This is a genomic window from Moritella sp. PE36, from assembly GCF_000170855.1.
GTDB lineage: Bacteria > Pseudomonadota > Gammaproteobacteria > Enterobacterales > Moritellaceae > Moritella.
In genome coordinates, this window is sequence record NZ_ABCQ01000019.1 from 37,899 (window position 1) to 53,739 (window position 15,841).

A 15,841-nucleotide genomic window follows, 5' to 3' on the forward strand; every position below is an offset into this window, starting at 1 on the left:
GCAATATATGTTTGAACAAAATCTGGCTCCTAGTGCCTTAACAACTTCTGCAACCGTGCAACAAGCTGAGCAAATTGTACAGAAACCATTACGTGATTCTGTCCAACAAGCACTACGAAATTATCTTGCACAATTAAATGGCCAAGATGTAGAAAATCTTTATGACTTGGTATTAGCAGAAGTTGAAGCGCCAATGCTAGATATCATTATGCAGTATACTCGCGGTAACCAAACCCGTGCAGCTGTGATGATGGGCATCAACCGTGGTACTCTTCGGAAGAAACTAAAGCGTTACGGCATGAACTAAGCGTTATAGCCTTAACGTAATGTAATAAAAAGCCAGTCCCGATGTTTCAGGACTGGCTTTTTTTATACTCAAGCTACCTCAAGATGCAGCATTTTGAAGTAACTTGGGTACCTATCGAAAAAACGATTCAGCACTAAGTACTCAATTACATTTCAGGGGTTAATACTTGGTAGACATAGTCCGGCAGCTCCGCGCTCAGCTTAACCGCAAGTCGCTGCTCTAATAATTGCTCGCTTTGCGCCGAGATCTTAAAGGGCCAGCGTTTATTGGCAATACTACTGTGTCCATCCATCACAGTTAAGACAACGTTGCCACGTAACCAATACCACGCCTGACGTTGCTCTACAGCGCCTTTATCCAAGGTTAATACTAATTTGTATTGGCTATCATCTTTAAGCTGTACACCCACTTCAGCGGCTCCGCTTTGCAAAGATAATAACGCTTGCTCATCGCTTGCTGACGTCGCAAATGATAATGCCGCCAAACGACTTTTAATCATCTGGGTTAAGGTTTCTACCGAATATTCAACATTGATATCATTGCCCGTCACCACACGCAGGTTATTATTATCATTTAAGCGTGTAATTTGACGCTCACGGGCACTTTCTAATGCACTAAGGGCAATCAGTGGGTTTGGCGCTTGTTGCTCGGCATACTTCACTGCAGCGCTGGTTTGTTCATCAGCCGCGCGTATTGATTGCATGAATAATGCCGCGGCAGGCGCTTTCTTCATCACTGCCAGACTCGACTGCTGGCCAGAAACCGGATCCTGCCAACGTTCGACAATACGGGTGCCTTGCAGTACTTGCTGCGCTTGGGTATTTACAAAACGTGATAAGGTTTGCTTGTTCTCAACCTGACGAATGGTACTGCCACTGGCATTACTTTGGCTAATACTGGCTTCGCTAAAATCAATGCTCTCATCCGCAATCGATACTTCAAATATTTTAGCTAAATTTGCCAATGCGCGATTATCGGCAACACTGCTGGTTTTCGCTTGACCAGATGCGGTTAAATAAACGTTGGCAGGATAGTGAACATCCGCGCCATCTAACCAAGTTGGGCGCTCTGGGGTACTGCTACATGCGCTCAACAAGATTGCAGCGACAGAAATTAAACTAGTGGAAAATAATTTTTTGATCATGTTGTCGTGTCCTGTAACAAACCGTGACTTAAGCACTCACCCAGATTAAATCATTGGGCCAGCCGCTCATGAATAACTAAGGTGATAACGGGCGATAGGCTTTTTTCGCCGCACTGGAATAAAACAGTAAAACGGTTTTCCCGGGTTTTAATAACAAGGATTCGATATCCGCAGTGACCGGCGTAGGCACATTGCCGATATTGGTCATCGCGACTGACTCTGAGCCCAGCGTATCGGCCGCAGCGGCTAATTGTTCATTCGCCAATGCGGCATCCGCTATCGCCACATTTGATAACGGTAAACTCAAGCCGTTATCAGACTCAGTCGCATTATCCGCGATCTCATCAGTGATGCTTACTGTTGCATTCACTAATGCAGGTGCGACTGACTCTGGTGCCGCTAATACCGGCGTTATCGGCGCGATATCAGTCACCGATAAACCTTGGGTCAGACTCGGCTGCAGTAAATAATAAGTACCCGCGTCAAGTGTGAAACGTTGCACTTGAATACTAGCCGGTAACATATTCCAACTGCGCACGTCCGCCATTTCGCTGATCATCGTGGTAATATTCAGTAACAAGGTCGCTAATCCGCCCTCATCCTTTTTCTGCACTTCGTGCAATGCGGTTTGCTTGATAATAACGCGTGCAAGTGCAGCGGCATAAATCGCCGCTGATTCGGCATCGAGATCGGCACGCGCCAATACATTCACATCATCAAAAATTTCAGTTTCAGCGGTTTTACCTAACACGGTAAAACGCCAAGGCGTCGGTTTAACATAGTCTTGCGCATAATAGGGTAACGCTAAAGAAATGTTATAACCCAAACTTGGTTCATAAATACTGAGGTAACGCTGTTGCTTCGCTGACACCACCCCGCCCCAATAGACTAAAACCAATTGACTTTTATTGCTATCTAACGCCGTTACGTCATGACCAAATTCGTTCACGTATTTATCGTGTTCAGATCTTAGCCCTAACTGTCTCGATGCGAGCAACAAGCTGTCTTGCAATACCCGGGGTATCGACACTTTAGTGGTTTGCATTACTTGGTAAGCTTGGCGATAACTGATCATGGCATTATCTGTTTCATCGCCAAGTTCATACACCAAGCCACCCAGATAATAACTACTTGCTACTAACCCTGACAGTCCGCTATCCGGTAAGCTTTTGGCTAATTCTTGCATTTGCAATACTTCAACCCGCGCCCCATCAAGATCATCTTCCATCAAGTAAGATAAGATCAATAATTGCTGTAATAACATCCGTTCGCTGGCGGTACTCGTATAACTGCGTAAGGTTTCATTGACCGTTATAGCACCAATGTTTTCGCTAATACTTAACGCTTGCAGTTGATTAATTTCCGTTTTCGCCGCCTGCAATTCATTAATGCCACCAGCAAAATCACCATTCACAGCACGTAATAGCCCGAGTGTCAGTTTGTATTGCGCCAGATCGCGCTCTGGATAGTCCCGTTGCGCGACTTCGGTCAATACTTGACTGGCATTACCGTTATCTAATGTTTGAGCCAAATCATTGAGCTGATGCTGCTGCAATGAACAACCTTGCAATAAACTAAACCCAATAACAGCGAGGTAACGACGCGAACGTAAAAATGTTAATACAGCTTTCATCACGACCTATTAATAACGTAGTTTACCGTTAGACACGAGTTTCTTCAGTTTCTTCTGGCCAACCCATACCTTGCGGTTATCCGCTAGGCTGATGAGGCTTAAATCAACTTGGTAATAACGCACTTGATCGCTATCCGCGGTATCAATAATAGTATTGATCTGACCTTTCAAAATAAAGTCAGCGCCTTGCTCTTGACCAGCCGCATTACGCGTTGATTCAGTTGAGTTTAAGTCTTGATCAATACGTTCTTCACGGATCTCGTTACGTTCATCGCTCGATGCCACAAACTCGACACGGCCGCTATTAATCAGTTCGCGTTCCATTTCGTTAACGAAGGTTTTGGTATTAATGTGCTCATGACTTAAGTTACGTACAGTACCGATAATAACGGCCGGTGCTTTACCGGTTTTGGCGGTGAAATTGTTATACCAAGGACGTGCTAGCACATCACTGATCATTTCCTGTGCCACCATTTGTGAATCAGTGTCGTTCCATGCACCACTTAAATCGACCGTTTGACCCGCATCAATACGCTCAACAGAGGTACTACAACCGGCTAATAACGTCGATACTAAGATCGAACCCAATACTAATTTAAACAACTTATTCATTAAATATTTCCTTCTAAATGTAACTACTTCAATTCATGAATGCCTAAATAATAGCATTACTGCTGCGGCGTTAATGCGGTAGCACGCTTGATTGCGGCGTCCAGATCAGACAGGTCTAATTCAGCAAAGGCATAGATATCGCCATTGTCTGGATTTTTCCAACGACCGATGATTTTTACGCCATTGAGTGCTAATTTCGTTTTCGCTTTAATTTCACGTTCCACATTGGCGCTGATCTCACCATTTGCCGCCGCGGTATAATCCGCCTGCATTGCATCAACCGATATAGCGAGGATACGCGCAATTTCGGCACGTGCACGGTTATCAGCGACAGATTTTTGTAAGGATTGGTCAGCAATGCCATTTGACATGCCTACACCGTGTAATAAACGCCCAGAATCATCATCGACAGTTTGCGTACCGACATTCACCCAATCTGGTGCGCCACTAATATCGAGGTCACTTTCAATGTTAGTTTGAGTGGAACACGCTGATAATAAAGCCATTATACCGGCTGCCACGGTCATTTTTAACGCTGCTATTTTCATGATTAACTGATCCCTAAAAAGTGTTTAGATATTATAATTTAAAATAGTATAAAACCAAATCAACTCGCGCCATCCATTCGCAGTTATAAAAAAACCAGACTCGCTACCGATAGTCTGGTTTATTTTGTTCACATTTACCCATTTAAGTAGCTATGACAACTAAAACATCAAATAGTTATGACTTATATCGCATCCATTTGATCTAATGGCCAACGTGGTCGTGCAATGATCTCTAAGCTGTCATCACCACCGTGACGTAAACGTTGTAAACCGGCATACGCGATCATCGCGCCATTGTCAGTACAGAACTCAATACGCGGATAGAAAACTTCGCCGTTTTGCTTATCCATCATCTCGGCTAACTTGATACGCAAGTATTTATTGGCACTCACACCACCAGCAACAACCAGACGTTTAATACCGGTTTCTTTGATTGCCCGTCTTAACTTAATTGAAATGGTATCAACGACTGCGTCTTGGAATGCAAACGCAATATCAGCACGGGTTTGCTCATCAACGCCATCGGCACCCGCTTCTTCTGCTAATTTCTTTTCTTTGGCAATGGTATTCGCCGCGAATGTTTTTAGCCCGGAGAAACTAAAATCTAAACCGGGGCGGTCAGTCATTGGACGCGGGAACCGATAACGTCCTGCAACCCCTTTATCAGCCAATGCCGATAAGCGAGGTCCACCTGGATAATCTAAACCCAGTAATTTAGCGGTTTTATCAAATGCTTCACCCGCTGCATCATCGACCGACTCGCCCAGCAATTCATACTGACCAATACCGCCAACACGGACAATTTGCGTATGACCACCCGACACTAGCATCGCTAAGAACGGAAAGTCAGGGGTATGCTCTTCCAGCATTGGCGCTAACATATGACCTTCCATATGGTTAATACCTAATGCCGGAATGTCCCATGCATAAGCGAGGCTACGGCCAACGGTCGCACCCACCATAAGTGCACCAACCAATCCCGGTCCTGTGGTATAAGCAATGCCGTCGATATCATCTTTCGTACAGCCCGCTTCGATCAGTGCCGCTTTAATCAGTGGAATAATTTTACGCACATGGTCACGTGACGCTAATTCCGGTACTACACCGCCATAATCGGCATGCAGTTTTACTTGGCTATAAAGTTGATGAGCCATTAGCCCTTTTTCATCACAATAAATTGCAATGCCGGTCTCATCACATGATGTTTCTATTCCTATTACGCGCATTTTATTCATTCACCTTATGTATGACAGCCCAATAGTACCTGCGCTATACTTATTTCTCCAGCGCCAAATTATTACGCTTTACATTTAATCGTGTTCTAGAGTACAATTCGGCACCATTTTTGTAGAATTTCTATAAAAATATTTTAGGTTCCAGATAACTTGGAACCATCAAACTTAATAAGTTGGAAGAAAACATGCCAGTAATTAAAGTACGTGAAAACGAACCGTTTGACGTTGCACTACGTCGTTTCAAACGCTCTTGCGAAAAAGCAGGTATCTTGTCTGAAGTACGTCGTCGTGAGCATTACGAAAAACCTACTACAGTTCGTAAACGTGCTAAAGCAGCAGCATCTAAGCGTCTAGCTAAGAAACTGTCTCGTGAAAATGCACGTCGCGTACGTCTATACTAATCTCTATTAGTATAACTACTGTATGCATTTTAGGCTTATCCCACAGAGCAAGTCTTTGACTTAATCTGCTAAAGATAACGCCTATTAACAAGCCGTGAACTCCTAGAGTCACGGCTTGTTTGCTTTTCAAGACTCATAAAATTTATTACCCTAGTCTTATAACGATGCCAGTACATAACTGATTTATTCACCATAATGAGTCACGTATTTTCTGTAATTGTTACTGTCATTGCAATTAGCAATCATCTTCATACTCATTAGTTAGGTACATATGGCCGGTAGAATACCTCGCGACTTTATCGATGGCTTGATAGGTCGAGCTGATATCGTGGATATCGTCGAAAAACGCGTCAAGCTGAAAAAAGCAGGGAAAAACTACCAGGCTTGCTGCCCGTTCCATAATGAAAAAAGCCCTTCTTTTACGGTCAGCCAAGATAAACAGTTCTACCACTGCTTTGGCTGTGGTGCGCACGGTAACGCCATCGGTTTCTTAATGGAATACGACAACCTTGAGTTTGTCGAAGCCATTGAAGATCTAGCCAGTTTTTACGGTATGGAAGTACCCAGAGAAGAAGGCGGTACACAGGGGCCAACTGCGCCTGAGCGTAAAGATTATTACGAACTATTAGAAAGTGTCACCCGCTTCTATCAGTACCAACTAAAAGAACACCCAAATAAACGCGTCGTGAATGACTATTTAAAGCAGCGCGGATTGTCTGCCGAAGTCATTAAAAAATACGCCATTGGTTATGCCGCCCCCGGTTGGGACAACGTATTAAAACGTTTTGGCCGTGACAAACACACCGAAGATCAATTGCTCACCACCGGCGTATTAATTGAGAATGAAGGTCAATCACGTCGTTACGATCGTTTTCGTGAACGGGTGATGTTCCCGATCCGCGATAAACGTGGCCGCGTCATTGGTTATGGTGGTCGGGTACTGGGTGATGAAAAGCCTAAATACCTGAACTCACCCGAAACGCCGATCTTCCATAAAGGCAAAGAACTTTATGGATTATACGAAGTACGCCAAGCGTATAAAGAGATCCCACAAATTGTGGTGGTTGAAGGGTATATGGACGTGGTGGCCTTAGCGCAGTTTGGCATTGATTATGCTGTGGCGTCATTGGGTACCTCAACGTCTGGCGATCAAATGCAAACCTTGTTCCGCAATACCAGTCAAGTGATCTGCTGTTACGACGGTGATAAAGCCGGTCGTGATGCAGCATGGCGCGCACTCGAAAACGCCCTGCCGCAGTTACGTGATGGTAAAGAACTCAACTTTGTATTTTTACCTGACGGCGAAGACCCAGATTCATTAGTCCGCCACCAAGGTAAAGATGCACTTGAGCAACTGTTTAAAGAGGCCCAGACCTTACCGGACTTTTTATTTAGTCGCTTAAGCCAAAATATCGACACCCTGACCGACGCAGGACGCAGTAAATTGGCTAGCCAAGTCAAACCACTGATTGAAAAAATGCCGGACGGTTTCTATCGTGGTATCGTATTAAAGAAGTTGGCACGGTTTTTAGGCTGGGATGAAGCGAAGCTAAATAAACTGTTTACTAGCATTGCAACGGCGAAACCAACCAAAAAAGCGATCCAAATAACACCAATACGTCGTGCTATTGGATTATTATTGCAAAATCCGCACATAGGTTTTAATCTACCAATATTCGATGATTTGCCGCAATTAAAATTGCCAGGCATTAATATCTTATTAAAATTGTTAGCACAAACAAATAGTAGCGATCAAATAAGTACCGCACAATTATTAGAATATTGGCGCGATACACCAGAGCAGAAAGCACTGATAAAGCTGGCTGTTTGGGATCATGGCGCAGATGACGCCATTGAAGCCGAATTTTTCGATACTTTATTTGTTCTTTCAACCCAAGTCATCGAACAACGTTTCGGTGAACTACAATTAAAATCAGCCCAAGGTGGTTTAACTAAACCCGAGCTTTTGGAGTATAAAAGCATTTTAGATGAATTAAAATCATCATAATGGCTTGAAATGTGATCCATTAAACCCCATTTACAGTACTAACAAAAGAGTCGAATTAAATCGTCTCAGAACACTGAGTTGAAAGTTTTCGCCTAATATAACGTGATAACAGTTATAATTACGCGCATTTTAACCACAAAAATTATACCAACAAGTAGAAAAAAGCACCGTTTAGCACTATACTGCTTTGTTTGCGCAGTGCTTTTGCGTCTGTATCTTTGAACCACGTCACCGGAGTGGAAGTATTCTATGGAATCCCCTCAATCACAATTAAAACTACTTGTCGCTAAAGGTAAAGAACAAGGTTACCTAACTTATGCAGAAGTAAATGATCACTTACCACAAGATATTGTAGACTCAGATCAGGTTGAAGATATTATTCAAATGATCAATGACATGGGTATTCAAGTGCTAGAAACAGCACCTGATGCAGATGATTTGTTGATGGCAGAAAATACAACGGCACCAGATGACGATGCCGCCGAAGCCGCAGCCGCAGCGCTTGCTTCTGTAGAATCTGAAATTGGCCGAACTACCGACCCTGTGCGTATGTACATGCGTGAGATGGGTACCGTTGAATTATTGACTCGTGAAGGCGAGATCGTAATTGCCAAACGTATTGAAGAAGGTATCTATGCGGTACAAACTGCCGTTGCAGAATACCCAGAAGCAATTAACTCGTTATTAGCTGAATATGACAAGTTCCTTGCTGAAGAATCACGCTTAAGTGACATCATCACTGGTTTCATCGATCCCAATGCGGACGATGTAGCACCAACAGCAACACATATCGGTTCTGAAGTTACCAAGAAACAAAATGAATCTGATAGTACTGATGATGACGAAGAAGAGGAAGAAGGCAACAAAGGCCCGGATCCTGAAGAAGCAGCTGAAAAATTTGCCGAACTACGCAAACATCACACAGCATTACTCAAAGGCATTAAAGACCACGGTTTAGACCACCCGAAAACACGCCTACACGTTGAAATGCTAAGTGAAGTATTCCGTACTTTCCGTCTGATCCCAAAACAGTTTGATCGCATCGTTAATAGCATGCGTGACATGATGGATCACGTACGTGTGCAAGAACGTCTTGTGATCAAGATGTGTGTTGAACAATGCAAAATGCCAAAAGCCGCTTTCGTCGAAGCATTTGCTGGCAACGAAACTGACTTTACTTGGTTCGAAAAAGCACAACAATCTGCGGCACCTTATGCGCCAGCATTACAACGTATCGATTTTGACGTACGCCGTTGTATCAACAAATTAAAGTTAGTTGAAAATACCACTGGTCTGACTATCTCACAGATCAAAAACATCAACCGTCGTATGAGTATTGGTGAAGCGAAAGCCCGCCGTGCGAAAAAAGAAATGGTTGAAGCGAACTTACGTCTGGTAATTTCGATTGCCAAAAAATACACCAACCGTGGTCTACAGTTCCTTGATTTAATCCAGGAAGGTAACATCGGTCTGATGAAAGCCGTAGATAAGTTTGAATACCGTCGTGGTTACAAATTCTCGACTTACGCTACATGGTGGATCCGTCAGGCAATCACCCGTTCTATTGCTGACCAAGCGCGTACAATCCGTATTCCAGTGCATATGATTGAAACAATCAATAAACTGAATCGTATTTCGCGTCAAATGCTGCAAGAGATGGGCCGTGAAGCAACGCCAGAAGAATTGGCTGAGCGCATGATGATGCCAGAAGATCGTATTCGTAAAGTATTGAAGATTGCTAAAGAGCCAATCTCAATGGAAACGCCGATCGGTGATGATGAAGATTCTCACTTAGGCGATTTCATTGAAGATACCACGCTTTCTTTACCAGTTGACGCTGCTACAAAAGATAGCCTTAAAGGCGCGACAGACGACGTACTAGCAGGCCTAACAGCCCGTGAAGCGAAAGTACTGCGTATGCGTTTTGGTATCGATATGAATACTGACCACACACTTGAAGAAGTGGGTAAACAGTTCGATGTAACGCGTGAGCGTATCCGTCAAATTGAAGCGAAGGCATTACGTAAATTACGTCATCCTAGCCGCAGCGAACAGCTACGCAGCTTCTTAGACGAATAATTGAATAGTTAGATGCTCTTGTCTCGATTATGAATATAGCCGAGACAGACAGCTATATTATAAAGAACACCTGATGGCAACATTGGGTGTTTTTTTATGCCTGCAATAAAATGAATAATGACGTGCCTATTTATTAACGGTGAGCATTCACGTAGCGTCTTAGATGAATAATTGAACAGTTAGCGGGTTACTTGTCTAAGTTATTGAATATGGCCTAGACACGCAGAAACTATGCTTATATACTTTCTCCATCTTAAAGCGTCGTAAGAACGTTTGAAAGATCAGGGCCCTTAGCTCAGTTGGTTAGAGCATCCGACTCATAATCGGCAGGTCCCCAGTTCAAGTCTGGGAGGGCCCACCAAATTTTAGAACACTTGATGGAAACATCAGGTGTTTTTTTATGCCTGTAATAAAGTAACGCCTGTCTATTTCCTATGTTGAGCAGCTAGACTAGCTTAATTACTAAACCACCTTTCCATCATCGACACGAAAAACCTTAAGCAAGCTTCCACAGCACTAAATTTACCTCTGTGATCTAATACTAAATATCATCACTGATATTCATGAGCACAACCTCATCATAATTGGCCTTTTATACCTCAATTCTATTCATTCAATTTAATCAGTACTCAACTTAGCCAGCTAGATCCCGAAAAAGCTTATCAGCCATTACAAAAACATATCCTTCCTTCTCTAGGCAATACACCGATTCAACATATCAAACCTATGCCTGTAATTCGCATTCTTGAACCAGTAATAACAAAGGTAGTTTTGAAACCGTTAAACGTCTATGCCGCATTATTAATGAGATCATGAGGCTTGCGGTAGCAACCAGCCATTTTGATACAGAACCGAACCCGGTACTTTACAGTCCCTCCATCCATTTACTACGCCTTGGAATTAGAATTTTGTATTCCGTTAATGGATGGAGGGAACTGGTTGAGATTTACACTTATCTTTCATTGTTTCTAACAATCAGATGGTATTCAATTTTTCTGAACTATCTCAGAAGCAAGATTACGGCATCGCTGCCGTATTTAAAGATATATATGGTAACAATCGGAACTTACTGCAATTAAGTTAAGATTATCCTATGTCGAACGGAACTCGTTAATTAATTTTCGCTAGTTTTGGCGTCATCGCTGGTTGTCTGAATAAATAAATCGAGCCTATAACCATACACGAGCCCAACACTGTTGTTACTGTGATGGTGGTGCCGAAGGCCATATAATCAAATGCCATCGTTAGAATAGGTACAAGGTAGAACAATACACTGACACTGCTGGCTGAATCTTTGGTCAGCATATACAGAAGTAACAAGACTGCACCTGTCGAGACCACGCCAATCATCCATGCAGCAGAAATTATAAACTGTGTTGTCCAATGTACTTCCCAGCCAACCGACGATGAAATAACCATAAAGATGCATGCAGCGATAGCATTTTGAACTAATGCTGATGCAATAGGATGAACTTGAATCTTTTTTTGATACACAGAGCCCGTAGTAATGGCCAATACCGCCGCAACAGCAAACAGCAGCCCTAAAAATGTAATGTGGCTAACATCTCTTGCACCATATACAGCAATAATTAATCCTGCAAAACCTAATGTAAGCATAAGATAACTTTTTAATGAGAGATGTTCTTTACTAAAAAATGGTGTTAATAGGGGTTGTAACCCCAGTACCATTGCCACTATTCCTGGAGAAAGCTTATAATTAATGGCAAGAAAGTAACTACCTTGATAACACACCTGTAATAGAAAACCGGACAATAATAGTTTTATTAGAATAGGGAGCGGTAATTTTGCCAATGAAGTAAATTGTGATCCTCGCCAGAATATGGCAATGATGGTAATTAATACTAATGCACCAGTGGCCCGTAATGTAAGGAATGACCAGACCGATGCATCTTCTAATCCCATTTTCACGAAAATAGCGCCACTGCTCCACATGAGAAGAAAGAGTATTGGTGAGAGTTTATCTAGATTTAGCATCGCTCTATCCTCTATGTTATGCAGCCCAAGAATTAATCGTGAAGCGTTCGTTTATTTCACGGTGCTCGATTAGGTAGCGTTTCATTTGTTGGCTTTTAATTACAAGATCATCATCATTGGTACGTTTTGCCGCTTCAATCAACCAGTCATATGCTTCACGCACTGTTAGTTTGTGCGTGAAATGGAATTTAGACAACGTGAAAACAAGATCTCGGAATGTGTATTTGTTCATCAACCCGGACACGTTCGCGATAATTCTTTCTTTAGTTATTTCATTCATCGGTTCACGCGAAATATAAGTTGGCTGAGCTTCAAAGTCGATATCGGCATTTTGGTTGAAGATGACTCTTTCATCGATACCATGCTCTAAAACGAAGTCAAAGCATAAGAACATCCGGCTGTTAGTTGAAAAGTTAATGGCAGCATGGTCTATTGCTGCATCAAGAAACCATACTTCTCCCGGTTGCATTTGGAACACGCCACTTTCATCAGAGTGGAAAGATTCTAAGTTTTTTTCAATCGCGATAAATACGCGGTAGTAGCGAACATTTGTTTCTAGTTCTACAAAATCGCGGTGTGGCATCACCATACCATCAATCAAATTTCGTGCACGTACCATGCGAAGGTATTTAGAATTGAAGACTTCATTAATTAAACGCTGAATGGTTGGGCAATTATTCATGTATTCAGTTGGGACGCAAGTTTGTGCATCACGATACTGAGAATCTTCTGCAACACCTGAGGCATTATACAATGATAGGTTCTTCCAATATCCTTGTCCGAACTCATCGTATTCTTCTCTTTGCTTTGGAATGGCATTAAGAAAGTTGATTTCGTCTTCTAATTTACAGTCGTTTTTCCCATAGTTTTCAACTTCCGTTTTACTTGCAGGGGAATCATTATTTCCCCGTTGCTTTTCGATAAATTGGAAACGTGCTAAATCGATTTTACCAAGGATGTGCGAAGCCATAAATCTATACCTTTTTTGTTTTTATTTATTTTAAATTGAAGTATTTTTTTCAACGGCTAAATTAGCATTGCAATTAGCATTACAAAAATTAATAATATTGATCAGTTAAATCACAAACATTGATACAACGGCGGAAATATGAACTTCGACACATCTCAGTTAAGATCATTTGTGACAGTGGCAGAGCTTAAGAGCTTTTCAAAATCTTCTGAGCGTTTGTGTCGAGTTCAATCTGCAATCAGCCAGCAGATTCAGAAGTTAGAAAAACAGGTAAATGCTGTTTTGTTTATACGGAATCGCAACGGTGTGACGTTGACGGCTCAAGGGGAACGGTTACTGCCCTATGCAGTAAAAATGCTGTCTATCAATGACGAGGCGGTTTCGGCTTTATGCGAAAATCAACCAAAAGGTTGGTTACGTGTAGGCACGTCAGATACTTACGCCACCTGTTTTTTGAAAGACATACTGATGTCGTGTTCAGAGCGCTACCCTGGGTTACAAATTGAAGTACATTGTGGTTACAGCGAATCTATTTGGACGATGTATGAAAAAGGACAGTTAGATATAGTGCTGACACAATGTTGTCCAAGTAATATCAACAGTGAAACGTTACACGTAGAACCCTTACTGTGGATGTGCTCGCGTACGTCTGACGTTTATAAAAAGACACCCGTGCCGCTCGCTTTATTCTCTAAAGGTTGTGCCGATCGTGAAATAGCCTTAAATGGATTAGTACAAGTAGGAAAGGATTATACGATGGGTTTCCACAGCTCCAGCCATGCTGGTATTCTGGCTGCAGTATCATCGGGGTATTATGTTTCAGCAATATTGGCGAGTACCTCTAATCAGGATTTCAAAGTATTAACTGAAACCGATGGATTTCCCCCTTTGGGTAATTTAGAAATTTCGATGGCGTATAATGATCATGCTGATAACTCCCCTACTCAGATGTTTGCCTGCGTGGTTAGAGAGTATTTCCGTTGGTCCCGTAGTCGTAAACACCAGTTGAAAGTTGTTTAATTGGTGGCTATTTATTGTTTACAGTTAAACTCAAGTTTGAGAGGACCACCAAATTTTAGAAGGCGTCTACATCCGCTTGTGCATAAAGAAAAAGAACCTCAATAGTATGGTAATGAGCCATCGCCCCAAATCAGACATCATCTAGAATAACGGTCTGAACCTATTAATATAAACTTAAATAATAAAGCATTAATGGCTGACATTTCCGCTGCTAATTAATCAATAGAAAACAGCCGCAGCTAAATTTTAAATTGCAGTTCTGCAGCTGTTCTTATTAAGATAAAAAGATTTCTATTTTTCTGTAATACCCGCTACAAATTTCCACTCTATACGTTCTGAAGGGGTGTTATTACATATTTGTAACGTCAGCGCACGCCATCGGTGAAGCGATGATGACGTTTGATCAGAGCGTTCACCCGCGGTAATGCACAGATCGGAATTTCTTAGTGTAATACGACCGTTAAGCCAGTTGAATAGTTGTAATGGGGCTGCTTGCAAAAAGTTGGAATGCTCTCCGCAGTCTCTTGCCATTAGAGACGAACCAGGCAAAGCACGTGTATGAGGTGCGATAGCTGTAACGCATTTATCATATGCAGGTAAATATATTTGTCCGTTATTTAAAACCGACATAGCTTGATCTTTGTGTAATCCAGACTTGCAATTATGAGCGATAAGCGGTAAATCCAGTCTTTCGTACGGACTAAAGCCGATTACATCGATGCAAAAACCATCGCTAGGACGGTCTAAATTGGACTTTAACTTTATATTACCAACGGTGCCAGAGGCTGTTTCCTTCGCGGTATCGTATTGTGCATAAGCGCTACTTGTCATAAGCGCAGCGATTGAAGCTGTTATTACTGATCTTTTCATAATATCCCTATTAATATATCCATATTTTTGTCCCCAGTATAGAAACACAGACTGACTGCTAACATCCTGCCCATCCCCAATATAGTTGGCAGGATCCTTGTTATGCTTAATTCTGGCAATTTACCCGACAACATAAATACACACTTAGAATAACGATGAAAACCATTTTGTCATTGCTTACCGGTGTATTTTTAACCAGAGGTCTCATTGGTATTTAAGTTGTTTTATTTGCGAGTTCAGACTATATGGCTGAACTCGCAGCTAATATGACATTTATGATTATATCGTCATTAATCTGTTTACGATTGGTAATTGTTACGGTTTAGCATGTTACAAATATATAAAGCTAAATCATAAGCGTACACAACAAATATTATTAATCATAAATATTAACCGCGATGGGGAGTCACATGGGAAAGCAGTTTTCGGCGTTAACAGAGCAACATATTGAGTTCATTGGCAAGCAACACCTTTATTTTGTCGGCACAGCTGCAGATACCGGCAATGTAAACCTTTCACCTAAAGGTGGAGACTCCCTTCGTATCATAGATACAAACACCCTTGCTTGGCTTAACCTGACTGGTAGTGGCAATGAGTCTGCCTCTCACGTGCTCATTAATCCACGAATGACAATCATGTTTTGCGCTTTTGAAGGGTCACCCTTAATCCTGCGCGCTTACGGTAATGCCCAAGTACTCCACCAACAAGACCCGGAATGGGACAAATACAGCGCGCTATTTCCACCAAGTGTTGCTGCTCGACAAATATTTATTTTAGATATCGAGTTGGTCCAATCATCTTGTGGTATGTCAGTACCTTACTTCAATTACAATGATGATCGTGATGATTTAGCTAAATGGTCTACTCGCCAAGGCAAAGACGGTATTGAAAAATATTGGGTTAAAAAAAATCAGCAAAGTATTGATGGCTTTGAAACTGAAATAGTTGAACGAACAGGAATTGATATTAATGCTTAAAGCAGCCAGCGAGACGCAATATACCCAAAGAATATATACCAA

At 42.1% G+C, this 15,841-nt stretch carries 14 protein-coding genes and 1 tRNA gene; 7 read left to right on the forward strand and 8 right to left on the reverse strand.

Translation table 11 applies throughout. From position 1 onward, the window contains the following. Positions 1 to 7: 7 nt before the first annotated feature. Positions 8 to 307, forward strand: a complete 300-nt coding sequence (gene fis / locus PE36_RS12345; protein WP_006032374.1) for a DNA-binding transcriptional regulator Fis — start codon at positions 8 to 10, stop codon at positions 305 to 307. A gap of 145 nt (positions 308 to 452) precedes the next feature. On the opposite strand, the gene PE36_RS12350 is transcribed toward fis, so the two are convergent. The 5 genes from PE36_RS12350 to tsaD all read right to left on the reverse strand — a co-directional run bounded on the left by PE36_RS12350 (position 453) and on the right by tsaD (position 5,470). Next, the gene (locus tag PE36_RS12350; protein ID WP_006032375.1) at positions 453 to 1,451 is read right to left on the reverse strand and encodes an LPP20 family lipoprotein; all 999 of its coding nucleotides are present in this window, start codon (positions 1,449 to 1,451) and stop codon (positions 453 to 455) included. A gap of 76 nt (positions 1,452 to 1,527) precedes the next feature. Next, a complete protein-coding gene (locus tag PE36_RS12355) occupies positions 1,528 to 3,084 on the reverse strand; it encodes a hypothetical protein (RefSeq protein WP_006032376.1) in 1,557 nt (518 codons plus the stop codon). A gap of 9 nt (positions 3,085 to 3,093) precedes the next feature. Then, complete coding sequence (locus PE36_RS12360) at positions 3,094 to 3,696, reverse strand: penicillin-binding protein activator LpoB (RefSeq protein WP_006032377.1); 603 nt, start codon at positions 3,694 to 3,696, stop codon at positions 3,094 to 3,096. Positions 3,697 to 3,752: 56 nt separating this feature from the next. Continuing rightward, on the reverse strand, positions 3,753 to 4,244 hold the full coding sequence (locus tag PE36_RS12365) for an LPP20 family lipoprotein (protein ID WP_006032378.1): 492 nt from the start codon (positions 4,242 to 4,244) through the stop codon (positions 3,753 to 3,755). A 182-nt stretch (positions 4,245 to 4,426) separates the two neighbouring features. Continuing rightward, a complete protein-coding gene (tsaD, locus tag PE36_RS12370) occupies positions 4,427 to 5,470 on the reverse strand; it encodes a tRNA (adenosine(37)-N6)-threonylcarbamoyltransferase complex transferase subunit TsaD (RefSeq protein ID WP_006032379.1) in 1,044 nt (347 codons plus the stop codon). Positions 5,471 to 5,664: 194 nt separating this feature from the next. Here tsaD and rpsU point away from each other — a divergent pair, with 194 nt between their 5' ends. From rpsU to PE36_RS12390, 4 genes are all read left to right on the forward strand, one after another. Next, on the forward strand, positions 5,665 to 5,880 hold the full coding sequence (rpsU, locus tag PE36_RS12375) for a 30S ribosomal protein S21 (protein WP_006032380.1): 216 nt from the start codon (positions 5,665 to 5,667) through the stop codon (positions 5,878 to 5,880). Between the two features lie 271 nt (positions 5,881 to 6,151). After that, a complete protein-coding gene (gene dnaG / locus PE36_RS12380) occupies positions 6,152 to 7,888 on the forward strand; it encodes a DNA primase (protein WP_006032381.1) in 1,737 nt (578 codons plus the stop codon). Between the two features lie 249 nt (positions 7,889 to 8,137). After that, on the forward strand, positions 8,138 to 9,967 hold the full coding sequence (gene rpoD / locus PE36_RS12385) for an RNA polymerase sigma factor RpoD (protein WP_006032382.1): 1,830 nt from the start codon (positions 8,138 to 8,140) through the stop codon (positions 9,965 to 9,967). Positions 9,968 to 10,251: 284 nt separating this feature from the next. Further along, a tRNA-Ile gene (locus tag PE36_RS12390) sits at positions 10,252 to 10,328 on the forward strand. Positions 10,329 to 11,077: 749 nt separating this feature from the next. Here PE36_RS12390 and PE36_RS12395 read toward each other — a convergent pair. Together PE36_RS12395 and PE36_RS12400 are read right to left on the reverse strand one after the other, a co-directional pair. After that, positions 11,078 to 11,962, reverse strand: a complete 885-nt coding sequence (locus tag PE36_RS12395) for a DMT family transporter (protein ID WP_043994484.1) — start codon at positions 11,960 to 11,962, stop codon at positions 11,078 to 11,080. Positions 11,963 to 11,978: 16 nt separating this feature from the next. Beyond that, complete coding sequence (locus tag PE36_RS12400; protein WP_006032384.1) at positions 11,979 to 12,932, reverse strand: aspartyl/asparaginyl beta-hydroxylase domain-containing protein; 954 nt, start codon at positions 12,930 to 12,932, stop codon at positions 11,979 to 11,981. A gap of 138 nt (positions 12,933 to 13,070) precedes the next feature. Here PE36_RS12400 and PE36_RS12405 point away from each other — a divergent pair, with 138 nt between their 5' ends. Next, complete coding sequence (locus PE36_RS12405) at positions 13,071 to 13,952, forward strand: LysR substrate-binding domain-containing protein (RefSeq protein ID WP_006032385.1); 882 nt, start codon at positions 13,071 to 13,073, stop codon at positions 13,950 to 13,952. A 291-nt stretch (positions 13,953 to 14,243) separates the two neighbouring features. Here the strand turns inward: PE36_RS12405 and PE36_RS12410 are convergent, their stop codons facing one another. After that, the gene (locus PE36_RS12410; RefSeq protein WP_006032386.1) at positions 14,244 to 14,822 is read right to left on the reverse strand and encodes an RICIN domain-containing protein; all 579 of its coding nucleotides are present in this window, start codon (positions 14,820 to 14,822) and stop codon (positions 14,244 to 14,246) included. Positions 14,823 to 15,232: 410 nt separating this feature from the next. Here PE36_RS12410 and PE36_RS12415 point away from each other — a divergent pair, with 410 nt between their 5' ends. Further along, on the forward strand, positions 15,233 to 15,799 hold the full coding sequence (locus PE36_RS12415) for a pyridoxamine 5'-phosphate oxidase family protein (protein WP_006032387.1): 567 nt from the start codon (positions 15,233 to 15,235) through the stop codon (positions 15,797 to 15,799). Positions 15,800 to 15,841 lie beyond the last annotated feature (42 nt).